This window comes from Akkermansia sp. N21169 (genome assembly GCF_029854675.1).
Taxonomy (GTDB): Bacteria; Verrucomicrobiota; Verrucomicrobiia; order Verrucomicrobiales; family Akkermansiaceae; genus Akkermansia.
In genome coordinates this window covers 317,673-341,892 of record NZ_JARWNC010000039.1, presented here as the reverse complement: position 1 = coordinate 341,892, position 24,220 = coordinate 317,673, and the positions used below count along the sequence as shown (strand labels likewise).

The 24,220-nt window shown below is 50.9% G+C and carries 20 protein-coding genes and 1 tRNA gene; 13 read left to right on the top strand and 8 right to left on the bottom strand.

What is annotated here, in order from left to right; all coding sequences use genetic code 11:
- Positions 1–96 precede the first annotated feature (96 nt).
- The 3 genes from QET40_RS09155 to QET40_RS09145 all read right to left on the bottom strand — a co-directional run bounded on the left by QET40_RS09155 (position 97) and on the right by QET40_RS09145 (position 2,106).
- Positions 97–1,239 carry a homoserine O-acetyltransferase gene (locus QET40_RS09155; RefSeq protein ID WP_280126869.1) on the bottom strand — a complete coding sequence of 381 codons (1,143 nt, stop codon included), beginning with the start codon at positions 1,237–1,239 and terminating at the stop codon, positions 97–99.
- A gap of 90 nt (positions 1,240–1,329) precedes the next feature.
- Positions 1,330–1,494 (bottom strand): type B 50S ribosomal protein L36, encoded by a 165-nt coding sequence (gene ykgO, locus QET40_RS09150; protein WP_065529996.1) that lies wholly within the window; start codon positions 1,492–1,494, stop codon positions 1,330–1,332.
- Positions 1,495–1,629: 135 nt separating this feature from the next.
- Positions 1,630–2,106, bottom strand: coding sequence for a hypothetical protein (locus QET40_RS09145; protein ID WP_280126868.1), 477 nt, complete (start codon positions 2,104–2,106; stop codon positions 1,630–1,632).
- A 209-nt stretch (positions 2,107–2,315) separates the two neighbouring features.
- On the opposite strand from QET40_RS09145, the gene ileS reads away from it, so the two are divergent.
- The 7 genes from ileS (at position 2,316) to QET40_RS09110 (ending at position 11,608) form a co-directional block, all read left to right on the top strand.
- Positions 2,316–5,042: an isoleucine--tRNA ligase gene (ileS, locus tag QET40_RS09140; RefSeq protein WP_280126867.1), complete on the top strand. Its 2,727-nt coding sequence runs from the start codon at positions 2,316–2,318 to the stop codon at positions 5,040–5,042.
- 32 nt (positions 5,043–5,074) lie between these two features.
- Positions 5,075–5,713, top strand: a complete 639-nt coding sequence (locus QET40_RS09135) for a signal peptidase II (protein WP_280126866.1) — start codon at positions 5,075–5,077, stop codon at positions 5,711–5,713.
- 27 nt (positions 5,714–5,740) lie between these two features.
- Positions 5,741–6,415: a DUF1573 domain-containing protein gene (locus QET40_RS09130; protein ID WP_280126865.1), complete on the top strand. Its 675-nt coding sequence runs from the start codon at positions 5,741–5,743 to the stop codon at positions 6,413–6,415.
- Complete coding sequence (locus tag QET40_RS09125) at positions 6,412–6,897, top strand: rhodanese-like domain-containing protein (protein ID WP_280126864.1); 486 nt, start codon at positions 6,412–6,414, stop codon at positions 6,895–6,897. The genes QET40_RS09130 and QET40_RS09125 overlap by 4 nt, the downstream gene beginning before the upstream one ends.
- 2 nt (positions 6,898–6,899) lie before the next feature.
- Positions 6,900–8,126 (top strand): cysteine desulfurase, encoded by a 1,227-nt coding sequence (locus QET40_RS09120; RefSeq protein ID WP_280126863.1) that lies wholly within the window; start codon positions 6,900–6,902, stop codon positions 8,124–8,126.
- A gap of 39 nt (positions 8,127–8,165) precedes the next feature.
- The gene (locus QET40_RS09115; protein WP_280126862.1) at positions 8,166–9,914 is read left to right on the top strand and encodes an alpha/beta hydrolase; all 1,749 of its coding nucleotides are present in this window, start codon (positions 8,166–8,168) and stop codon (positions 9,912–9,914) included.
- 74 nt (positions 9,915–9,988) lie between these two features.
- The gene (locus tag QET40_RS09110) at positions 9,989–11,608 is read left to right on the top strand and encodes a discoidin domain-containing protein (RefSeq protein WP_280126861.1); all 1,620 of its coding nucleotides are present in this window, start codon (positions 9,989–9,991) and stop codon (positions 11,606–11,608) included.
- Between the two features lie 525 nt (positions 11,609–12,133).
- Here QET40_RS09110 and QET40_RS09105 read toward each other — a convergent pair.
- From QET40_RS09105 to QET40_RS09090, 4 genes are read right to left on the bottom strand one after another with little or no spacing between them, the layout of a single operon-like run.
- Positions 12,134–13,372, bottom strand: a complete 1,239-nt coding sequence (locus QET40_RS09105; protein ID WP_280126860.1) for a hypothetical protein — start codon at positions 13,370–13,372, stop codon at positions 12,134–12,136.
- A 10-nt stretch (positions 13,373–13,382) separates the two neighbouring features.
- Positions 13,383–14,516 carry an FtsX-like permease family protein gene (locus QET40_RS09100; protein ID WP_280126859.1) on the bottom strand — a complete coding sequence of 378 codons (1,134 nt, stop codon included), beginning with the start codon at positions 14,514–14,516 and terminating at the stop codon, positions 13,383–13,385.
- Positions 14,513–15,514 (bottom strand): hypothetical protein, encoded by a 1,002-nt coding sequence (locus QET40_RS09095; RefSeq protein WP_280126858.1) that lies wholly within the window; start codon positions 15,512–15,514, stop codon positions 14,513–14,515. Before QET40_RS09095 ends, QET40_RS09100 begins: the two co-directional genes overlap by 4 nt.
- Positions 15,507–16,052: a hypothetical protein gene (locus QET40_RS09090; protein WP_280126857.1), complete on the bottom strand. Its 546-nt coding sequence runs from the start codon at positions 16,050–16,052 to the stop codon at positions 15,507–15,509. The genes QET40_RS09095 and QET40_RS09090 overlap by 8 nt, the downstream gene beginning before the upstream one ends.
- Positions 16,053–16,370: 318 nt before the next feature.
- Between QET40_RS09090 and QET40_RS09085 the strand changes: the two genes are divergently transcribed.
- Positions 16,371–17,396: a tyrosine-type recombinase/integrase gene (locus QET40_RS09085; RefSeq protein ID WP_280126856.1), complete on the top strand. Its 1,026-nt coding sequence runs from the start codon at positions 16,371–16,373 to the stop codon at positions 17,394–17,396.
- Between the two features lie 565 nt (positions 17,397–17,961).
- Here QET40_RS09085 and QET40_RS09080 read toward each other — a convergent pair.
- A tRNA-Gln gene (locus tag QET40_RS09080) sits at positions 17,962–18,036 on the bottom strand.
- A gap of 150 nt (positions 18,037–18,186) precedes the next feature.
- On the opposite strand from QET40_RS09080, the gene prfA reads away from it, so the two are divergent.
- From prfA to QET40_RS09055, 5 genes are all read left to right on the top strand, one after another.
- Entirely contained in the window at positions 18,187–19,266 is a 1,080-nt protein-coding gene (gene prfA / locus QET40_RS09075) for a peptide chain release factor 1 (protein ID WP_280126855.1), read from the top strand.
- A gap of 8 nt (positions 19,267–19,274) precedes the next feature.
- Positions 19,275–20,228, top strand: a complete 954-nt coding sequence (prmC, locus tag QET40_RS09070; RefSeq protein WP_280126854.1) for a peptide chain release factor N(5)-glutamine methyltransferase — start codon at positions 19,275–19,277, stop codon at positions 20,226–20,228.
- On the top strand, positions 20,225–22,447 hold the full coding sequence (gene priA, locus QET40_RS09065) for a primosomal protein N' (protein WP_280126853.1): 2,223 nt from the start codon (positions 20,225–20,227) through the stop codon (positions 22,445–22,447). The genes prmC and priA overlap by 4 nt, the downstream gene beginning before the upstream one ends.
- A gap of 74 nt (positions 22,448–22,521) precedes the next feature.
- The gene (gene dapF / locus QET40_RS09060) at positions 22,522–23,343 is read left to right on the top strand and encodes a diaminopimelate epimerase (protein ID WP_280126852.1); all 822 of its coding nucleotides are present in this window, start codon (positions 22,522–22,524) and stop codon (positions 23,341–23,343) included.
- 56 nt (positions 23,344–23,399) lie between these two features.
- Positions 23,400–24,122: a DNA mismatch repair protein MutT gene (locus QET40_RS09055; RefSeq protein WP_280126851.1), complete on the top strand. Its 723-nt coding sequence runs from the start codon at positions 23,400–23,402 to the stop codon at positions 24,120–24,122.
- Positions 24,123–24,220: the final 98 nt, after the last annotated feature.

Genomic DNA, 24,220 nt, shown 5'->3' with positions numbered 1-24,220 from the left:
GCCCTTTTTCATTGTCTGAAATAAATGAATCAACAGGAGGAAACAGACAGATGAAGTCCAATCCGAGTCAACGCAGAACCTTAGAGTCCTTAGAAGTCAAACCTGCAAGAAACGTCGGATCGGCTCTGCGTAGAGTTCCGGTTCCAAAAGAAAGGAATCATGCCCTTTGTCGGAGTGGATCGTGTGAAATTCCGTCGGAACCCCGGCCTCTTTCAATAAACGGACAAACTCTTTCTGCTCATCCGGACGGAAACAGTAATCCGTATCAATAGAAAACACCAGGAAAGGGATTTCTTCCCTGGCACAGGGGGCCAGTGCCTTCGTAAAATCATCCGTCCCCATTTGCTCGCAAATATCGAATTCCCCCCACATATCCGCAATGCGGATATAAGAATTGGCATCAAACCGCAAGGCAAACTTTGTCCCCTGATGCAGCATGTAGCTTTGGGTACTGCGCGTCGGCTTCAGCCAGGAGAGCATGCCACAGTCACTGCCCACCTCACGGCGAGCCCGGGCTTCCAAACCTTCCTGATAGACAAATGCCTTGTGTCCTATGATACGGGCAAAAGCCAGCCCACGCAAAGGTGCTGGACCATCATAATAATCCCCTCCGTTAAAATCGGGGTCCAGTTCAATAGCCAGAATCTGTTCAAATACCGACAACCTCTGTTCAATACTGCACCGATAGCCCGATCCCACTGAAATCAGACACTTCACTCTCTGCGGAAACTGAACGGCAAAGCTCAACGCCACCAGTCCTCCGATCGACGGACCAACCAGGGAGACCCGGTCAATTTCCATCGTATCCAGCAGGTATGCCAGCAAACGGGCCTGATCGCGCACCGTCACATGGGGAAAACGCGAACCCCAAGGCTTGCCGTCCAGCGGATGAGGAGATGCAGGACCGGTCGAACCATAACAACTGCCCAAGTAATTCGCGCAAATGATGTAATACTTGTCCGTATCCAGAGGCTTGCCGGAACCAATGATGGAATTCCACCATCCCTCGTAATTCTCCGGTTGCCACAATGTACCGATATCCGGGACACAATCGTTCCAGCCATACGCATGCTGGCTGCCTGTCAGTGCATGAAATAGCAAAATCACATTGTCTCCATCCGGAGCCAGAGTCCCGTAGGCTTCATAAGCAAGCTGCACCTGGGGAATCACTTCTCCGTTCTCCAACGCAAAGGGAGCGGACAAAGTCATGAAACTTGTTTCGACTCGTTCTTCGGTCATGGTACAAAAGATGGAAACAACAAAAAGAGACCGGGGTCACAGGACACCGGCCTCTTTTGAAAAGAATGTTAATGGGCAGAAGGGTGAATTTTACTTCACGCCCTTCTTGCTCAGACGGGTGCCTGCCGTTGCGCCCTGACGAGCTTTGAATTTCGGATTGCTTTTGCAAATTACGTACAGCGTGCCTTTGCGCTTCACGATTTGGCAGTCAGCGTGTCGGCGCTTCATAGAGGCGAGGGAAGAAAGGACTTTCATCGTATATAACTCCTGTAGTTAGGGTTGACTTCGGGAGGCAGAAGATACCGTCTCACGCCATTTTGTAAAGACCTTTTTTGTTTCTTCCTCAAAATTCTCATCCTCAATCCGGGAAGAAACTCTTCGTAATCGATTCTATTTCCCAATGAAAAGCTGATACAGCCAGTAGAGAAGAAAAACGAGCAGGAGCACAAAAACGGCTCCCTTGATGAGCATATGGGACATGATCACCCCCATCCCTACTTCCTGGGAAGCCTCATCGTATTGGTGAAACGGCCTCTCCACGGAAGACTCGTACTTCCACTCCTTGCGGATAAAGGAAAAATCCTGACCGTCGGCAAACCGCATCATCAAACCTTTGACCTCTTCAAGCCCGGGATCCCCGGGACAGGAATAAATCGCATTCCTTCCGCCACCTTCGTCGATAGCCGCCTCCAAATAGTAACCGCTGTCATCAAATGCAGCCTGGATAAATCCGTATCCAACCTCATGATTGCCAACCGTACATATCAAAAAACCTTCGCGTCCCGTTTCAAGATGGGCAAACGCCTCGGCCGCTCCCGGACAAGGGGTACCCGGTATGTTCCATTCCCAGCAAACTTCAAATCCCATGATTGGTATCCTAAAGCACGAATAAGAGCCTGTCAACCGGGCATTCCGGGCATATCCCATCGTACACCTTGATCTGCAATCATCAACAACACCAAACAGTCACGTATTCTCTGTCAGGAAAAAGAGCGTCAAGTAGATGAAATTCAAGAGGGAAGTATGTTGTACCCGGTGATTGACCTTGATGGACATGACTGGTAGTCTTTTGCGCCATGAGCGCGCCTGAGAAAAACTATAAGGACACCATTCTTCTCCCCAATACGACGTTCCCTATGCGGGGCGATCTGACACTCAACGAACCCAAACGCCTCGAAAAATGGGAAAAGGCCGGACTCTACTCCGACATTATCAAGCGACGCCAGGAACAGAACGCCCCGACGTTCATTCTTCATGACGGCCCTCCCTTCGCCAATGGCGACGTCCATATGGGCACAGCCCTCAACAAAATTCTCAAGGACATGGTCATCAAATCCAAGACCATGGCCGGATACCTTGCCCCCTACATCCCCGGCTGGGACTGCCATGGCCTGCCGATCGAATTTAAAGTCGTCCAAAAAGCCCGGGATCTCGACCCGGCGGAAATCCGCCGCCGTTGTACGGAGTTTGCCAAAGGATTTATCGATATCCAGCGCAACTCCTTCCGCCGTCTGGGGGTCTTTGGCGATTGGGATCATCCCTATCTGACGATGGATCCTGCCTACGAAGCTACCATCCTGCGCGTTTTTGCCAAACTCGTTGACATGGGAGCCGTTTATCAAAGCCGCAAACCAGTTCAATGGTCTTACGGAGCTTACACCGCCCTGGCCGAAGCCGAAGTGGAATACAAGGAAATCACCAGCACATCCATCTTTGTCGCATTCCCTATCCTCGGTGGCAAATTCGGTCTCAAAAATGCTTCCATCGTCATCTGGACAACCACCCCGTGGACACTCCCCTCCAACGTCGCCATCGCCCTGCATCCCCGCTTCACTTACGTCGCCGGTAAATTCATCAAGGAAGACAAGGTACAAACTCTGATCCTCCTGAAGGAAGCCATTGAAACGTTCACCCTCAAAACTGGCTGGGCACTGGCGGAAACCATCTGCGAATTCAAAGGGGCCGAACTGGAGGGAGAAGAGGCTTCCCACCCATTCCTTCCTCGTACGTCCAAAATCGTCATGGCGGAATTCGTCACCACGGACACCGGTACGGGTGCCGTCCACATCGCTCCGGGTCACGGAACCGATGACTATATTGTCGGTCGCCAGAACGGGCTTCCCGTACTTTCCCCCGTAGACGACGACGGGAAATACACTGATGAAGTCGGAATCCCCTCCCTTGTCGGCAAACATGTCTTCTCCGTGGAAGACGATATTATCACCATGCTCAACGGTCACATGCTGGGCAAGGAAAGCTATTCCCACCAGTACCCCCATTGCTGGCGTTCCAAAACGCCTATCATCTTCCGAGCCGTCGAACAATTCTTCATCTCGATGGACAAACTCAAACCGACCGCCCTCGAAGAAATCGACAAAGTCCAGTGGCTTCCGGCCTGGGGGCGCAACCGCATCTACGGCACCGTCGAAGCCCGGCCCGACTGGTGCATCTCCCGCCAGCGTACCTGGGGCATCCCTCTGCCCGTCTTCTTCGATGAAAACGGCCAGGCACATCTCTCAGGCGAAATCGTACGTCGGGTAGCCGACCTCGTAGAAGAAAAAGGCTCCAATATCTGGTTCGAACTCTCCGACGAGGAACTTTGCTCCCGCCTCGGGCTCGGTACCGGCCTTCGCAAAGGCCGCGACACGCTGGACGTCTGGATCGACTCCGGCTGTTCGCACGTCGCCGTTCTCGAAGGACGCCCGGAACTGCATGCTCCGTGCGACCTCTATCTTGAAGCCACTGACCAACATCGTGGCTGGTTCCAAAGCTCGCTCATGCTCTCCGTCGCCTGGCGCGGCACCGCCCCATACAAGACCGTCATGACCCATGCCTTTGTCGTCGACAAGGATACCGGTAAAAAAACATCCAAATCCGATGCCAAGACCTCCGGCAAACCTACTGACGCCAAGTATTTCTACGACAAATACGGTGCTGACATCGTCCGTCTCTGGGCCTCCTCCGTGGACTGGCAAAACGAAGTTCCTTTCGGAGAAGACCTCTTCAAACAGGTCACGGAACCTTACCGCCGCCTCCGTAACACCCTTCGCATCCTCCTGGGCAACATCTCCGACTTCGACCCGGCCACCGACGCTGTCGATCCCGGACAAATGCCCATCCTCGACCGCTGGATCATGGAACGCCTCAACAGCGTCATTGAGGAATCCCGCAAAGCCTATGAAGCGTTTGAATTCCGAAAGGTTTTCAACACGGTCAACCAGTTCTGTACCAGCGACCTCTCCGCCTTGTACGTCGATATCACCAAGGACAGGATGTACTGCGATGCCGCTACCTCCATCCGTCGGAAATCCACTCAGACGGTCATGTTCCATGTCTTCAGCTCCCTTTGCCGCCTGTTAGCCCCTATCCTCGTCTATACGGCAGACGAAGCCTGGGAACACGCCGGGTACGAAAGCAGCGTCCACCTGCAGGACTTCCCGGAAACCTTCTCCGCATTTGCCGCAAGGGAAGCCTCCGGCACCATCGCCCGACTTCAGGACATCAAAGCCGTCATCCAGATCGCCATCGAAGAACAGATCAAAGCCAAGACGTTCACCAAAAACAATGAAGCGGACATCCTGCTCACTGTCCCCGCCAATGAAAGCGAAGATGTCGTCAGCCTTCTAGAAGACCGCATCTTCTCCACGGAATTCTTCATCATCGCCGACCTGAAGGTCAGCACTGGAGAAAACCTGGCGGCTACAGCGTCCAAAACAGTGCATGCCATGTGCCCGCGCTGCCGCCGTTATGAACCCCTCGGCAAATCCGGCCTGTGTGACCGTTGCGCCGAAGTCATGGCATAACCGCAACAGAGCTTCCACCACATTCCGGAACCATGACCAGCTCCAAAACAGCCGCCGGCCACCTCTCCAAGGGTTTGCTTGCCTTGATGATCGGATGCTTCATCCTTGACCAAGTCACCAAGCTCATCATCGTCTACAACTTCGATCTTCCGACTCCGCGCATCACTGACGCCGGATTCATGATCGCTTCGGATACAGTACCCATCATCGACGGCATATTCAACATCGTCCGCGTTCACAACACGGGGGTAGCATTTGGTCTTGGCAACGGTACGGCATGGTCCTCCTACGTCTTCATGGCAATTCCTATCGCCGCCATAAGCATTCTGGTCTGTGCCTTTCGCAGAGGCTTCTTCAACACTCCTCTCCTCAGGATTGCATGGGCGCTCCTTCTTGCAGGAGTCGCCGGCAACCTGACGGATCGCCTCATTCAAGGCTTCATCCTCAACCAGCAGCACCTGCAAGGGGCCAATTCCTTCTGGGATTGCCTGACAGGAGGCTACGTCGTGGATTTTGTAGACATCACCATCCCATGGATCAACTACACATGGCCGGCCTTCAACGTAGCCGATTCCTGCATCTGTATCGCCGCCGTCCTCTTCATCATCAGCTCCTTCCTCATTGAAAGCGGCAAAAAAAGCCCCAATCGGGGAGAAGCCCCTTCATCCTGAGCAGTCTCACACGCGCCTTTCCTCACAATGAAACTCCTTCCCCTCATTCTCCCGACCCTCTTCCTAGTGACCTCCTCCATGGCCATAGCCGGAGAACTCGCATTTGAACGGACGGAACAAACCATCTCCGCCAAGTCTGACGAAGAAACAGTCTCATTCGCTTTTCCGTTTAAAAACACATCGGATGCTCCGGTTAAGCTGGAATCGATCAAAGCCAATTGCGAATGCACGGAAGCCGGATTCGCCGGCAATAAAAAAGTGCTCGCTCCCGGTGAAAGCTGCGTCGTCTCCGCCACTATGAAGATAGGCATGTTCTCCGGTTCCGATGCAAAAAAATTAACCGTCATTGCCGATGGGAAAACCTACGACTTGACACTCCGTGTCCGCGTTCCGGAAATCGTCCACCTCTCAACGCGCCAGCTGAACTGGCCCCAAGGTTCCCCCGCTGCCCCCCAGACCATCACCGTCACAGTTGACCCGGCCTCCGGCGTCAAACTAACGGAATTCAGCCTCGCCGGCAAAGACTTCAAGTACGAACCGGTAACCGTCCGTAAAGGAGAAGTGTACAAAATCATCATCACGCCTCTCCAAACGGCTACCCCACTCTGCAATACATTCTGGGTCCTTACGGACAGTAAAATTCCCCGCTACTCCCGCTACGTCGGCATGCTTACCATTACGCCTCCCTCCCGGGACAAATGAACAAGTATAAAGAAACCATCTACCAGGCGCTCCGCCTGATCTTCGGTGCCCTCGTCCTGGCGGCCCTCCTCGCTTATGCCGACTACCGCTGGATGGAGCCCAACCGAACCCCTCCCTGCGACCCGAGTAAACTGTCCGAAGGGCATATCTGCCTGACAACCGTCCTCAAACAATGGGGATACTCTAAAATCGTCTGGATCGATGCAAGAAATCAGGATGCCTTTGAACGCGGAACCGTCAAAAACGGTCAGGTTCTTTCCATCCGCAACGATGAAAAAGCAGCGGACCTTCTGGCCAAAGCCCTGCCAGTCCTCCACCAGGCGGGCATTGATGACAAATGCATCGTTGTCTTCTGCGACCGCAGTTGCAATGCTGCATCGGAAATCGCCGAAATGTTAAAAGGCTTCCAGCTTCAAGCCCCCATCTACATCCTCGAAGGAGGATGGGATGAAATCCGCAAAAACCCTTCCCTCGCCTCCTAGCCATGCTTGACCTATCCCATATCAGATCCCAGTTCCCGATTCTGGACACCATCGTCCATGGCAAGCAGCTGATCTATCTGGACAACGCCGCCACAACTCAAAAACCCTTGGCCGTCCTCGATGCTTCCCGAAAATACTACGAGCTTTACAACTCCAACATCCATCGTGGAGCCCACCACCTTAGCCAAATCGCTACGGAAGCCCACGAACAGGCCCGCATCGTCACGGCAAACTTCATCGGAGCCAGCCGCCCTGAAGAAGTCCTCTTCACTTCGGGTTGTACCATGGGCATCAACCTCGCCGCATCCGTCATCGGCTTCTCCGGTAGAATCGGCAAGGGGGATGAAATCATCCTATCCGCCTCGGAGCACCACTCCAACATCGTCCCATGGCAAATGATGGCCGAACGCACGGGAGCCATCATCAAAGTCATCCCCATCACCGACTCCCAAACATGGGATCTTCAGGCCTATGAACGCCTCCTGACACCGAAGACGAAAATCGTTTCAGTCGCCCATATTTCCAATGCCATCGGCATAATCAACCCCATTCGCCAAGTCATCGCCATGGCCAAGGCCAACAATCCGGACACCATCGTGCTCATTGATGCCGCCCAGTCCGTCAGCCACCACGCCATCGACGTTCAAGAACTCGGATGCGACCTACTCGCCTTCTCCGGTCACAAACTCTATGCCCCCACTGGTATTGGCGCACTTTGGGGCAAATACGACCTCCTTGACAGTCTCCCCCCCTGGATGGGCGGCGGTGAAATGATCCGCGAAGTCACTTTCGGCGGTACTACCTACAACACTCTCCCCTTCAAATACGAGGCAGGCACTCCCAATATCGAAGGCGCCATTGCCATGGCCGAAGCCATCCGCTTCGTCCAAAACATCGGACTGGACGCCATCGCCGAACACGAGCAACACCTCGTCAATACCATGCTGAGCGGCCTTCGGACCATCCCCGGCATCCGCATTCTGGGTGAAAACGGCAAGCACGGAGCCGTCATCTCCATCATCGCCGACAACATCCATCACTACGATATCGGCACCCTTCTGGATCAGATGGGGATTGCCGTCCGTACCGGCCACCACTGCTGCCAGCCCCTGATGGCATGCATCGGAGCCACCGGCACCACGCGATTCTCATTCTCCGTTTACAACACCGAGACTGAAATTTGCACCGCTCTGACGGCAGTTGAGAAAGCAGTATCCATGCTATCCTGAGCCCAGCCAAGCCCGTACAACTGCAACACCGCCGGAGTCATGAAACACCTCTTATCCATCGTCCTTCTTGCCTCCACCCTTCTGCCCCTTTCATGTTCTCCTCCGTATGCACCGGATACAAGAGAAATCTACAACTCCAGAGAACCCTCCGACATTGACCAGGTAGCCCTTGCCAAAAAGGCATGGGACATCCTCGGAAATCCCTCCAGGAAGAAGGAATGGCCCGGTGCCCTCAATCAATACAACCATGCGGTATTCACCCTTCTGGAACGCGGGCGTAAACTCAATGAGCACTCCGGAGACCGAATCCAAGCCCCTTCCGGAGCTTTCGCCGTCGAAACCTCCGCCCTTGGCAACGACCGCGACTACCGCACCTACGAAGACGTCATTCCCTGTTCTAAAATCCAGACCAGCTTCCACTTGGAAGAACGCGTTACCGTTGAAGGTCTGGGCATCCCACTGGCCGGCATCGTCAAAAGAAATAAAAATGCCGTCAAAAGACAAAACGAGTCTCTAAAAGACAGCGGCAACATCCACACCCTGACGGCAATCCTGGACTTCGACCACCCTGTCAACGGCAAACCCGCCATGCGGTTCATCCCCCGTCTTCTTGAAGACTCCGTCAACGTCGGATCAACTCAACAAGCCCTGGCAGCCGACTTCTCCGCCCCTATCTCCCTGTTCTGGGATCGTGAAGACATTTCCAACGCCGGTATCCTCGGTGCCTTCCGCCCTAAAAAAGCGGTCAACTACATGGGCCTTTATTTCTCCGAGCCTTATTCTCCGAAAAAAATCCCCGTCCTCTTCACCCACGGACTCATGTCCTCCCCGGCTACATTCGCCAACATCACCAATCGCCTCCTGGCCGATCCCGTTATCCGCCACAACTACCAATTCTGGTTCTTCGGCTACCCATCCGGCATTCCCTGGGCCAAATCCGCACAAGCCCAGCGCGACGCCCTTCAATACATTTTTGACGAATACGGTACTCCTGATCGTAACAGCCCCATCAACAAAATGGTCATGATCGGTCACTCCATGGGCGGCCTTATCACCAGAATGAACAACTCGGAACACCCCTGGGGAATGCTGGAAAAACTCATCAAAGGCATGAATAATGCCAGATCCCTGACGTACGACCAGGTTACAGCACGGCTTGAAGAACTGCTGCCTTCGTCCCAAGCCGACCTCGAACACGACAAAAAACTCCGGGAATCCTTCATCTTCAATCCTCCCCAACAGACATCCCGCATCGTCTTCATGGCAACTCCTCACCGGGGTTCCCGCTTTGCCGACTCATGGGTAGGACGGATTGGACAAAAACTTATCACTCTCCCGGAAGCCATCCTGTTGGAAGTAGTCCGTACAGGAACGCTCAGTAACAATATGCTCCTCCTCAATCCCATGAAAATTGAAGAGGAACTTACCAGCATCCGCCAGCTCTCCCCTTCCTCGCCATTTATCACGGGCATCCAGGAAATACGCCCCTCCGATAGAATCCCCGTCCACTCCATCATCGGAGACCGGGGACGAAACAACACCCCCAACTCTTCCGATGGCATCGTAGCCTACTACTCATCCCACCTCGACTGGGCCCAATCGGAAAAAATCGTTCCTGCCGGCCACAGCGTCCAGGAGTGTATCCCGGCCGCCCTGGAACTTCGCCGCATCCTCAGACTGCATCTTCAAGACAACAACATCCCGTTCACACGTCAGGACTTCACCGCCAAACCTGTTCTCTGGCAGTCAAATCCTCCTATGAAACTCCCCCGGACAGTCACCCACTAAACTGTCCGTGTACATTTGTTTTGCCTGTACAACCAAATCTGTTATCTTTAATAAGCATCGTCCCATTATTCTCCATGGAAACAACCGTACCTTCTGCAGAAATCCTGCAACAGTCCTTTCCGCAGTTCATCGTCACGGGGCTTATCTCCTCAGCCTCCCTGCCGGCCACCTATCAGGTCACCACTGCAAGCGGACAGAGGCAGCTCATCCTTTACATCGTCCCCACATCTCTGGCCGCCACCGTCGGATGGAGCGAATCCTTCATGATGGATGTTGCGGAAACAGTCAAATTCCAACATCCCAATCTCGTCGGGATCTCAGAAACAGGTACCTCAGCAGACGGACAATACCTCTACATTGCTGCTGAAGAAGAGCCTGCCCCCAGCCTGATTCAAATCCGCCTGGGAGAAGGCATCAAACCTAAAGATGCTCTGATCTACACCCGCGGCCTCGCCCTCGGCCTCTCCCTGGCCCACAACAAAGGCATCTACCATGGACGCATCACTCCGGCTCTCATTTCCATGGTTGGAGGCAAAATTCCCAAAATCATCCCCTTCAACATCTCCCCCCTGCTGACGGATAAAACCCAACTCGAATTCTTCGCGCCGGAATCATTGACCGCCGGGGCCCGTAAAACGTCCAAATCCGACATCTACTCTCTCGGCCTCCTCCTCTACTTCATGCTCACCGGCAAAACTCCCTCCGGAACCGGCTTTGAAATGCCCTCCAACCACTGCAAATGCAGCGAAGAAGTAGACCTCCTGACAGCCAAAGCAATCAACCCCAATCCGGACGCACGTTTTGCTTCCTGCCTGGAACTCGTCTCCGAACTGGAAAACATCCTGCCCGGATGCGACACCAAAACCGTCAGGAAACCCCGCAAATCCGCCCTTCCCAACGTAACCGCCCTCAGCAAAGAAGCCGCCAAGCGTAAGGGAGCCCCCATCCTGTACTTCTACCTCATCCCCGCTCTCATCATCGGCATAGCCTTGGCTGCCATCTCTGTTTCTTACAGGCTGGACATGCTGGATACCAGCAAGGAAATCAAAGCCCTCCAAGCTGAAAAAGCCAAAGTAGAACGCCAGAATGGCTGGATCCGCGAAGCGCAAACACGAGAAGCCAGGAAGCAGGCAGCCACCCCGGCAGCCTCTCCCGCCCCTGTTACAGCACCTACGCCAACTCCTTCTCCAGCCCCCGTTACTCCGGCCGCCGTCCAACCCGCTCCGGTTGACGTTTCCCCCACCGATACAAAAGGACTCACCAACTGGTGCCGCGAAAGCAACGTCAAAGTACGCTCCAACGAACCCTTCAAACACCTCTCCGCTTACGAAGCGGAAAAACTCATTGACGGAGATAAGGAAAGTATCGCCGCCACCAACCCGGATCCAGACAAACCCTCATGGTTCGCCGTCGACTTCGGCAAAGACAACGAACGTCCCGTCAGCCGCATCGTCATCCACGCCCCCGTTGATAACGCCCAGCTTGGTTCCATGACCAAATTCTCCATCAAATTGGCCAACGCCAACAAAGAAATCGTCGCTGAAAAAGAATTTCACTCTGACGGAACTCCCGTTCCCGGTACTGAAATATGGGAACTCCCCGAACCCGTCCAGGCACGAGGACTCCGGATCGAATCCCTGGGTACCGACCAGCCCCTCATTATCGGAGAACTGGAAGTATTCGGCAAACCGTAATAATATTCTATACAACAATTGGATTCATCATTCCCCATGGGCCTTCGGCTCATGGGGTCTTATTTTATATATAAACATAGGAAAACATTATTTTATCTAAAAATGAATAAAGTCCAACCATCATGATAAGCTTCCAAAAATATTTCATCTTAACAACTACATCAATACTATTCCTCCTGTTGTTCGAACATCAACAAAAAGAAGCAAACCATCAATTGTTGCAGTTCTCCGACAAGAGCCACTGTCCAAATAGACGGGCTCAATGCAGGAACTACACTCCTGTATCATTGAAGTTGAACGAACCACATGACCGACAAAGAAGGTTACAAGCCCTTCACCCCAAGAGACATCCGGGTGGGATTGAGGAAACCCGGTGTTTGAAATATTCTGCCTGCCGGGATAGAGAATTAATTACGGAAACTCTTCCGGGTATATCCTGAAACCAGAATTTCTCAATGCAGTACTTTTCCAATCTTCCAAAGGAGGAAGACAGGCAAAATAAAAGAGTCCGTTCTACCTTTCGCTTCATCGTCCTTGCCCAATCCCATATTCCTGAATCAGAGCGCATTCACGTTCCAGGTTCTCCCGTTCGCGCGCGATGGTTTCCTTCTTTAATTCCAGAGATGCATCGTACAGGCTTTTGACGCTTTCAGGGTCCAATGCCCCATGCTTCCGTCGGAAAGCATCATATTCTTCCATCGCAGACTTCCACTCCCGATACATATCCCAGCTCTTAACCAGCAAAGCCGTCTTTTCCTTAAATTCAAACATTTTTTGTCGAAGCAACCGGACCAGCAATTCATGTGAAGCCTTCGCCTCCTTCAGATCCCTCCACACATCAAGGCGAGTATCCAATTGTAAATAAAAATTCATATTAATCCGCACGTCATTGCCTCCTCCCATAAATCCCGTATCATTACCGCCGCTCATACTAAACAATCTGGGACTATAAAAATCCACCTGAACCGTTGGCCAATACCGCAACTGAACCCCGATTTTTTTTAGTCTTGAAGCCTCCAACTCCATTGCCATCATTATTTGCGTTAAATCTCCGGGAGCTGTAACCAGTTTCCTGTACTGATTCCACGACACCGCCGGTACCGTCGCACCAACAGGATGCCATCTTGCCGAATAATCATTGATCAGCATACATAACTGTCCCCATTTTTTGCGCATTTCAAGTTCATGTTGTCTCTGTTGCTCCTTCCTTAGAATCTCATCGTACACGTATACATCTCCGGCTAACGCATTCTCTCTCGCATCAAGATCATATTCCCGAAATATCTGGTAAAGTTTCGCCACCAGTTCCCTCTTCTTCAATTCACAATTCTTGAGCGCTTTGAATGCAATCAAAGAACTCGTGTAATGATCAATCGGGATTTGAGTCAGCGCCGGAATATTGAATATAATATTCATATTATAATTTTTTTCATCCCCGTATCCCATTCCTCCCTGATTCAATAAAGCAGTATTGTAATAATAACCGAGATTGACCAATGGGATCAGATCACGATAAACCTTGTTCTCCTTACTTTTCGCATCACGCCATTCCTTAAGTGCCTGATTATATTCAAGATTGTTCTTCTCCAGCATCGCCAAAGCATCGTTCCAGCTCAATCGGCGCTCCAGCAAAAAATCATAATTAGGAATACTGGCGTATTGTTCCATCAATTCTGTACGAGCGCGCTCGAGACGTTGTTCAGGAGAACACCCCGCCTCTATCAAAACACACAAAACAACAAGAACTCTGATAAAAGAAATCATTGCAGAAACACTATTTTAAAACCCTCCCGATCGGCCTATAAATTGAACACGCAATGGGAATACAAGAGACAAGAATACAGATGCCAAACGACAGACAAAATGTCCGTATATCGTCCGACAATTCCCACCATTCAATTGTCAAACCAGGTGATTTATACAGATCCGATGAAATAAACCTCCTCACTCCCCACAAGCACCCCAGAGACGCAGCAAAACCACCAGAAACCAAAAGTGTATTCTCCACTAAAAACGAACCAAACAACATCATCCGGCTCACCCCAAAACTCCCCATCAACGCATATACATATTCATTCTGTCGAAATTCAAGAGAAGAAATCGACGTAAGCAACAGACAAATGATTGCTGAAATACCAATGGAAACCCACACGCGAAACAAATATTGCGACGAACGCAACTGCGCCAGCTCTCCCAGAAGAGAACGGCTGCTGACAAGACCCATGCTTTTTTTATCCAGCCGAATAAGCTGATTGATCGTATCCTCCAAAATCCCTACATGCACTTCGTCCGCACATTTTACCCTCAAAACATACTTCCTTGTGAATCCAGTATTCCAAATTCCATGAAGTGTCCCATATGGGAAAAAAACTGCTCCCCCCTGATAAATCCTTCGAAGCATAGGATAGGAGGAATCAGGTAAAGTAACAGCGTGGACTAAATGATCGTCCACAGTACAATCCATGGGAGAAATAGTCTCACAAGGCTCCTTGGGAAGGATACAAATTCCATTCCCGCATCCAAGTACATTTTCAAACAATCTAGTAGAAATAGGCATATACTCAACAAGAGGATAAAACTGTTCTCCAATCATAGCAGATAGAAACGGCTCATGAAATAAATGGAGTTCATATTCGTCAGACTGAGACGGAATAATTGTATAACCGGAAGCGTGGACACAAGATGTCCCCGACACAAATTCCGTAACAACAATCAAATCCGCTCCGCTGCTCTGGATACGTTCCTCCAATGCCTTAATGGAAATAATGTAGCTACTTAGGAAAACAAATGCACAAAAACAGAGAAAGAGAACCACGAGAAAACGCGATAAAGGACAGGAAATTCTCATTAACCATCGGTAAAACATGTCCTTGATCAAATAGAGGACAATGAGAAGAGTCGATTTCATGGAACCTGTTTTTTGCGGAGGCACAAATGAGTTTCCCCTACAAAAACAATACAGTAACCGGGCCTCAGTATTTCAACTAGTTTTTCCCATGTTTCGAAAGGAACGTTTTTAGCTTCGCGAGCCAATGTAAATTTCGCCTCGTAGAGGCAAGTATCGTCACCACGGTAGCATAACCGAACCACGGTATTAGAACCGAGAAGTCCCCAAGCTTTGTCTGAATCATTGTTTCCCACCTTGAAGAAATACACTAAAACTTCCTCTTGCCCGGATTTTTCTATCTTCTTGTGATCCCAGATAGCATGTAAGTTTTCACCACCACCCAATTCCAGATGGACAGATAGAAGGGTTGGATCAAGCTTGGCCAATCCTGGATCCGTTATACCAACAACAATGAAAAACGCAGAATCATCGACTGCCGTTACAATGGGAGTCGACGCCTGGACAAAAACCTTCTCTTCTTTGTGTTCCGGTAAAGAAACTTGATATTGCACACGACCATCAAAAGGCATGCATATCGTCTTCAATGCTTTTTTCTTGTGAAAAATAGTCAGAATTTTTTCATTAGCCAACTTCGTTCTATCCTGGAGAAGTCTGATTTTTTCGTTAAGTAATTTGATAGCTCGCTGGTCAATAGGAGTGTCGATCTTTTTCCCGATAAAAATTCTTTTCTCAGACGGCAATCCAGCTATGAATTCTAGTTCCTCCTTCTGACGTTTTAATTGTAAAAGGGTAGTTTCAGAATCAAGATTGTTTTGCCGAACCTGTTGCCGAATTTCTTCTTCCTCCAAGGCCAATGCATCGGCATTGACCTTGGCAAGAAGAGTTCCTCTCCTGACCCGGTTCTCTTTCGGAGGAAATAGTTCCACCTCTCCCGCCTCATCGGCAATGCCGATCTCAATGCGGTTAGGTACTATTTTAGCCTGCTGTCGGGAGATGTAATACTCATGAGCCGAGGCAACTTCTAAAAGTAAAAAAATTAAAATAAAAACATTAATCATGTTTTACCGTAAAAGAAAACGACACATTAGCAGTTTGTTTTTTTACTCCTGTCGAAGATTTTGTTTCAGTTGTATGTGACGCAGTATAAATAGCACGATCTTCTGCTGTAAATACAATAGTTCCATCAAATGAATGTTTAATGTACGTATAAGTAGGATATTGGGTCATTACAAAAGTAAGATCACTAAATTTAAGTCTTGCCTTGTTTTTTGTTGATGTATCCTTTACATAAAGACCATTACCATTATAAGATTGTCCAGCAACAGACCATCTCGCAGAATTACCAAAGAAATAAAAAATATCTCCAGCTACATTTTTTAATTCTGCATTAATTAAATTTTCTGGGGCATAATCAATCTCGACAATAGGATTTTTCTGATCTTCTTTAGTTTCATCCTTAGAAGTATCCTTCTCCTCTGTTTTTTCAGTATTGTTAGATTTGTTCCCACCTCCACCTTTGCTTTTATGGCAAGAAGTATCAAACATAACAACGGATAAGCTACAAATAGCTATTAATGCGATTTTTGTTATTTTCATGGTTGTTTTTAGATTAATTTGTTGGGAAAGAAAGAGAAAAGAGGCCGTTCAGACAACCATACGATTATGCTGAGGATGGAGCCTTTTCCGACACACTTCCTCCTTCCTGCCCCTATTATACGAATTCAGAATTCGCACTATTATTTCATTATATGTTCACTATGAATAAGAAACACCATTCCAATCTGCAATATGGCATCATAATTACGTTTCTCCTGTAAAATTTTCAATCATCAACAAGCTAACAGAAAATAAAATCAATTCCCACATTTTAGACTTGATGCCGAATTCTGAATTCGTAGGCACAATGTAAGGCTGATGAGCACTTCCATTACCAACGACATAACATTCCGTGAAATTACCCGGGAATTGAACATTTCCATCGCAGAAGCAATCATGCTCCTGACCGAATTAATCACTGCCTCCAAAGGACGGGGCAAATCGGTTTCACGAGCAATGGAGTGTATCCGGTTGGGAAGCGAAGCGCTCAAAAATAAAGAGAAAAGTGTCCGATTCATTGACTGCGTTCATGCTTCGCTGGAAGAACGCATCCATTTAAGAACAAGGACACAATCCGACATCCGGTACATTGCCAATCGATTCATCAAATATTGCCCGGGGCTATCGAATCGTCAAATACGTAGCATTTCCTCGGAAGATTGTCGTAAATACATTGATCAAACTTTTTCTACACCCAGGCAACGTCAGAAAGGAAGGCTCATTCTCAGTGGAATCTTTTCGACTGGAATCCGCAAGGGATGGTGTTCAAGCAATCCTATTTCCCAGGTCAGAAGTCCCCTTATCAAGGAAACCCGCATTCGCACCCTGACTACGGGAGAAAGTAAGATACTTTTGCAAACGGCAGCCCGATTATTTAACGGGGAATGTCTTCCTGCTATTGCCATAATGCTGTACGCCGGCATTCGTCCACATGAAATCCAAAGACTGACTTGGCAAGAAGTCGATCTGCAAAACAATGCTATCTATATCCCACCTCAGCACAGTAAAACAGGAGGAGCCCGTCAAGTAACCATCCAACCTGTTCTCAAAAAACTATTGAAGCCAAAAGACAATGCACAACCGAATAATCACAAAATCTGCCCCAGGAACTGGTCGCTCAAATGGAAAAGAATCCGCCAAAATGCCGGTTGGGGAACAGAGCAACCCTGGATCCAAGATATTCTAAGACATACGTTCGCCAGTTACTACAGCGCTTATTACAAGAATTGGAATACTCTCCAATTGGAAATGGGGCATTCCGATACACACTTGCTCCGAACTCGCTATCTCAACCTGGACGGTATCACCCACACACAAGCAAAGAGATTCTGGAAAGGAGTCTAATTATCTTCTCCGTTCTTCGTCAAAATGAGCGGAGATGAAACCAACTCGCCGTTCTTGCAAACAATCCACCTCCGATCAAAAAAAGAGCTCTTGTCCCCACAATGAGTTGGTATGCAAGACTAGAAACAGGTCTTTTTTTCCACGCCACGGTATTGCCGTGCCCCCTCCGACAAAAGCCCGTGAAATCAGAACTCTCAGCTCAGTCATGGCAGAAATGGGCGAACGTCATGGCAGGATTCTCACGGACAGCTATCAGGAAGATATCGAGGTCCCTTTCGGAACAATTCATTGCATTCCCACCCCGTATTTTCTGATGGAACGGGAATTACCTTCATCCTGATACTCAACACTGTATCGTTCAAAAGAAAAACAGGTATGGTCGTTTGCCAAGCTTTCGTGCTGTTTCCTTTTTCCCTCATTCCGGGCTTCATTTAAGTCATGTTTTATACAATTCCTGAATTGATCGAAGTCGGGAATTGAAAATTCTTTTTCGTCAACCTGAATATCAGCACACACCCCAAACACAAAAAAGGCACCCTAAGAAAGGATGCCTTTTTGAAACTGATGGCAGCCCCACCAGGACTCGAACCTAGAAATACTGAACCAAAATCAGGTGTGTTACCAATTACACTATGGGGCTTTTGACTGGGCTTGAGGTACAAGCGCGGGGAGAACAAATCATATTTACATGTGAATGGCAAGAAAATTCCGTTCTCTTTTGACGTTTTGTCTTCACGTTAGTTTCAAAGTACCTTAGTATGGGGGACGCTCCAATGTGGCGGTTCCCGATATGGATTATTCTTCTCTCATCGAAAAGCGGCAGCAGAGGCTGGAGGAATTGGAAACGATTATTTCCCAGCCGGACTTTTTCAACGACCAGAAGCAGGCGTCGGAAACGATGCGCGAACACGCCCATCTGAAAAAGATGATGGAAACGTGGAACGATCTCAAGAATTCCGAACGGGAATTGGCGGACAATCGTGAACTAGCCAAAGAAGAAGACCCGGAAATCGCCGAACTTGCCGAATTGGAAATTCCCGCTCTCGAGAAGAAAATCGACCACCTGACTACGGAGATTCAATATAGCCTCCTCCCTCGTGATACCACGGAAGACCGCGATGCGATCGTGGAAATACGCGCCGGAACCGGAGGAGACGAAGCATCCCTGTTCGCAGGAGATCTCCTGCGCCTGTACGAACGCTATGCCGAGCAACGCGGCTGGAAGTTCGAGCATATGGAAAGTAGCCCGTCTGATGTCGGCGGCTTCAAGGAAGTCGTTTGCCGCATTGCCGGCAGCGAAGTGTTCCGTTTCATGAAGTACGAGAGTGGCGTCCACCGCGTCCAGCGCGTGCCCGAGACGGAAACCCAAGGACGCATTCACACATCGACGGCGACGGTGGCCGTCCTGCCGGAAGCAGAAGAAGTGGATATCGAAATCCGTCCGGAGGATCTGCGCATTGAAACCTGCCGTTCCGGCGGAGCTGGCGGACAGCATGTGAACCGGACGGAATCCGCCGTACAAATTTTTCACCTTCCTTCGGGCTTGATGGTACGTTGCGAAGAAGAACGCAGCCAAATGAAAAACCGGGATAAGGGGATGAAAATCCTACGCGCCAAATTGTTTGAAATGAAGCAAAGAGCGGAACACGAAAAATACTCCGCCCAGCGCAGAAGCCTGATCGGTTCCGGCGGACGCGAAGAAAAAATACGTACCTATAACTTCCCTCAAAACCGCATGACCGACCATCGCATCGGCTACACGTCGTACAATCTGGAAGGCATCATGATGGGAGAACTCCAGGAAGTCATCGAACGCCTCCAGCACGCAGAAATGCAGGAACGCTTGGTCGAAGCCGGACTGGAACAGTAAAGAATGCCATGAAAACTCTCCTCGAAGTCCTCAATAGCGGTACCGAGTATCTGACAAAACAGGGCTGTCCGGAGGCCCGTTCCGTCATGCAGCATTTGATGGCACATGTCTTGCAATGCAACAGAACGTACCTCTATTCCCATTTTGACCGCCCTCTCAGCGAAGGCGAGCTCCTCCCCCTGCGGGAACTTTTAAAGAAAAAAGCCCAAGGCATCCCTCTCCAGCATCTGCTCGGGACGACGGAATTCTACAGACGGGAGTTCCTGACGGATTCTCGTGCTCTGATTCCACGGCCCGAAACCGAGGAACTTGTCGAATTTGTGCTGAAATACGCCACAGGTTCCGGCCTCCGTGTATTGGACATGGGAACGGGCTCCGGCATCATCGGCATCACCCTCGCCTTAGAGCTTGGCTCCCGGTTGCAAGACGTCACACTAGCGGACATATCCCGCCAAGCTCTCGACCTAGCCCTGGAAAATGCCATGAGACTAGGCGTCAAGGCAGCGACGGTTCAGACCGATCTTTTTGAAGCATTTGATCAGGAAGATCCTTCGGCGGCAAACACGGTCAAAATCGGAGAGCAAGAATCGGAAACATCCGGCATCAGGGAAGAGCACTCATTCTCTCCTCCGCAGAAGTTCGATATCATTGTGGCCAATCTTCCCTACATCGCCGATCATGAACCCCTGGACCGCGAAGTAACCTTCGACCCCGCCAGCGCCCTTTACGGAGGCCCCCAGGGATGGGAAATCATCGAGAGATTCCTGTCCGAAGCCCCTGCCTACCTCACTCCGGACGGCATGGTGGCTCTGGAAATAGGCTACGACCAGGACCGGAAGGTGGAAGAAATCATGCTCTCCCTTGGCTACCGCAGTATCGCAATTCTAAGGGATCTCAACGGTATTCCCCGCTTTCCCATGGGCAAAAGACCGACAGAATCAGACCTAAACGTCCGCACATGACACAAGCCGTACGAGTCCTGGTAGACGGGGCGTCCGACCTCGTTCTCGACTACGCCATCCCGGAAGGAATCACTACCCTCCAGCCCGGATGCCGTGTCCAGGTACCTTTGCGCAACCGCCCGGCTAACGGTACTGTCCTGCTTGTTCATGAATCTCCGGAGGAATGGAGGGACCGCCTGAAGCCCTTGCTCCGCCTGATCGACCCGGAGCCCCTCATTTCCTCCCCTCTGATGGAACTGGCCCGCTGGGCTGCCGACTACTACGTCGTCCCCCTGGAACAAATGATCCGCTGCCTCCTCCCGGAAACCGTCCGGCAGGAACGAACCGCCGAAAAGACGCGGAAAGTCCTCCGCCTTCTCAAACATCCGTCTGACGACGACATCTCCACCCTGTTTGCCAAAGCTCCCAAACAGGGATCCATCCTCGATGCCCTTGCCGGAGCTGGAGAAGAAGGTCTCCCCCTGCAGGAAATCGGCGGCACTTCCTTTCTGGAACCAGCCCGGGCTCTTGTCCGTAAAGGCTGGATCAGTCTCGAAGAAGAGTCTGTCCACCGGGATCCCTGTGCGGACGAACAGTTCGTCGAAAGCAGCCCTCTTCCACTTAATCCCTGCCAACAAGCCGCTCTAAGAGGCATTCTGGATAACCACAGCTCCCCCGGACAAAAACCTATCCTCCTGCAAGGTGTCACCGGATCCGGCAAAACGGAGGTCTATCTTCAAGCCGTCGAGCACATCGTCAATCAGGGACAATCCGCACTCATTCTCGTGCCGGAAATTTCACTGACACCCCAAACTCTCCAGAGATTCAAATCGCGGTTCGCCTCCCTCCCCGGTTCCGTCGCCGTTCTTCACAGCCTTTTGTCCGCCGGGGAACGCTTCGACGAATGGCATGCCATTCGCCAAGGTAAAGCCCGGATCGTCATCGGGCCGCGTTCCGCCGTGTTCGCCCCGGTACAAAACCTCGGCATTATCATCGTCGATGAAGAACACGACGGTTCCTATAAACAGGAAAACTCCCCTCGCTACCATGGCAGGGATCTCGCCGTCCTCCGTGCCCATCTGGAACACGCGTCCATCATTCTCGGTTCCGCAACTCCATCCATGGAAAGCACGCAAAACGCCATCTCCGGCAAATATGCCATGCTCCGCCTGGATGAACGCGCCGACGGGCAGAAACTACCTCTTATCCGCGTTCTGGACATGAAAACGGAAGGCCGCAACAAGCAAGGGCCGTCCATCATTTCGGAACGTCTCCGCATGGCGGTTGATTCCCGCCTTTCCAAAGGAGAGCAAGTCATCCTGCTTCTCAACAGAAGAGGATTTGCCCGCTCCCTGCAATGCCCGGAGTGCGGCTTGGTCATGACCTGCCCCCACTGTGCTCTTCCCCTTACCTACCACAAAACCGAAAACCGCCTCGTCTGCCATATGTGCGGATTCCAGGCTATCACTCCGAGAGTCTGTCCGGATTGCAAGTCAGGCAACATCCTGCTGCAGGGATACGGTACGGAAAAAGTCGAGGAAGTCCTTAGGAAAACCTTCCCATCCGCACGAATCGCACGCATCGATGCCGATATATCCAAACGGAAAAACGCCGTTCGCGACATCTTGAACCGTTTCCGGGCCAACAAAATCGATATCCTGCTCGGTACCCAGATGATCGCCAAGGGGCTGGATTTCCCAAACGTCACTCTCGTCGGAGTCCTCAATGCCGACATTAGCCTCTATATCCCCGATCTCCGAGCTGGAGAACGCACCTTCCAACTGATGACCCAGGTCGCGGGACGAGCCGGGCGCGGAGATCTGGACGGAGAAGTCATCATCCAGACATTCACGCCCCAATCTCCGGCCATCCAATATGCACGGCACCATGATTGCGACGGCTTTGCCGAGCAGGAACTTGAATTGCGCCAAGCCTTCGATCTCCCACCTTTCTCCCACATCGCCCTGCTCACGGTCCGGTCGGCCCACGACAATCTGGCTTCATTCGCGACAAAAACACTCTACCGGAAAATCAACGAAGCCGCTCCTCCCGGCATGTCTGTCACAGAACCGATGCCGGCTCCCATCCCCAAAGCCCACGGTCAATTCCGGTACCAGATCACGATGAAAGCTCCCCGTGCCCGTCTCATCTCGAAGACCGTCAGAACTGTTTTAGACAATCTCCCTCTGGGCGAAGATGTCACTGCTGTTCTCGATATTGACGCACACACATTCATGTAACGTCTCTAGCTTGACGTCAGGATGTTCCGAGAGCATGATGACATTCGCAGCGCATCCATTTCCTTTACACCGATATGCTTCTACACTTCTATAAAATGACCGGAGCCGGCAATGATTTCATCATGGTCGACAACCGGGATCTTTCTCTGACTTCCGCCCTTGATCAAGAAACCATCGAAGCACTTTGCGATCGCCGTTTCGGCATCGGCGCCGATGGACTCATCGCCGTAGAATCTCCGCTGAGCCAGGAAGCATCCTGCCGGATGCGCTACTACAATGCCGATGGAGGAGAAGCCGAAATGTGCGGTAACGGGGCACGTTGCTTCGCTGCCTTTGCCTCTGCCCTGACAGACGATGAAGCCGATACCCTTTGCTTCGATACACAGGCCGGCCTCATCCGGGCACGTTTTGAGAAAGAAGGCAACATCACAATCAGCCTTCCCACGCCCCACTCGTTGGAACTGGACAAAATCGGAGCAGACAAAGTAATTCCTGCTCCCGTCCATTCCCTGAATACGGGCGTTCCCCATGCAGTCGTCTTTCTGGATGACATCTTAAACATCGACATCGCTTCCATGGGGCCATACCTTCGTTACCACGAAGCCTTTGCCCCTGCAGGAACCAATGTTAATTTTGTCCAAGTTCTTGCACCCGACCACATCGCCATCCGTACCTACGAACGCGGCGTCGAGGACGAAACCCTTGCCTGCGGCACCGGCATGACTGCATCAGCCCTCATCCATGCGGCCAAAACAGGAGCTCCTTCTCCTATCTCCGTAGACGTTGCCGGGGGAGATACCCTCCAGGTCAGCTTCCAGCGGAACGGAGATTCATTTACCAAGGTGCACTTGACCGGGCCGGCCGACTTTGTCTTCGAAGGAGACGTAGAAATCTAAGTCTCATTTTTTCTCCTCCGTTATTTTATTCAAAAGTCACATTCATATCCTTCCGTATGACCCAATCCCCACCACACAACCCTCACGTCTCCACAGACTGCGTTCTATTTGGTTTCGATGGATCGCGCCTCCATGTCATCCTGATTGAAAAAACCAATCTACCGACCGGAATCACCGTCACCAGAAAGCATAAACTTCCAGGTCGATTGATTTTCACAGGCGAGGACCCGGACAATGCTGCCAGTGATATCCTTGAATCCTACACGGGCATTACCCGCCAAAAGCTCAAACAATTCCATACTTTCGGTTCTCCGTCCCGCATGGCCAACGAAGAAGATCTCAAATGGATCCGCTATGATTCGGGTATGGATATAGACATGGTCATCACCGTTGCCTACATGGCAACGATCCGCATTTCCACCAAATTGCGCCAGCTTTCATCGACCTATCTTGCCAAATGGTATCCCATCGACGAACTGCCCGAACTGGCATTCGACAACGGCCTGATCATCACCACGGCCCTGGGGACTTTGAGGGAACAGCTCACAAGCGCTCCGGACAACCTCTTCAAACTCCTGTCTCCCAAATTCACCATTCAGGAACTGCGTTGCCTCCACGAAACTATCCTTGGGAAAAAGCTCGATATCCGCAACTTCCACAAAAAAGTCATGAGTACGCCCTACATCGTCCCTCTGGACGAATGGGAAACCAATGTCACCCACAGGGCTGCGCGCTACTACCACTTCGACAAGCGGAAATATAACTCCTGTTTCAGATAAAAGAACGAATAGGATTGCGCTCAAACGCACCCTCTGAAATCTTGCTCCTCCCCTCAAATCCCCTTGGCGCCATAAAATCGCCAGGGGGATTTTCATTG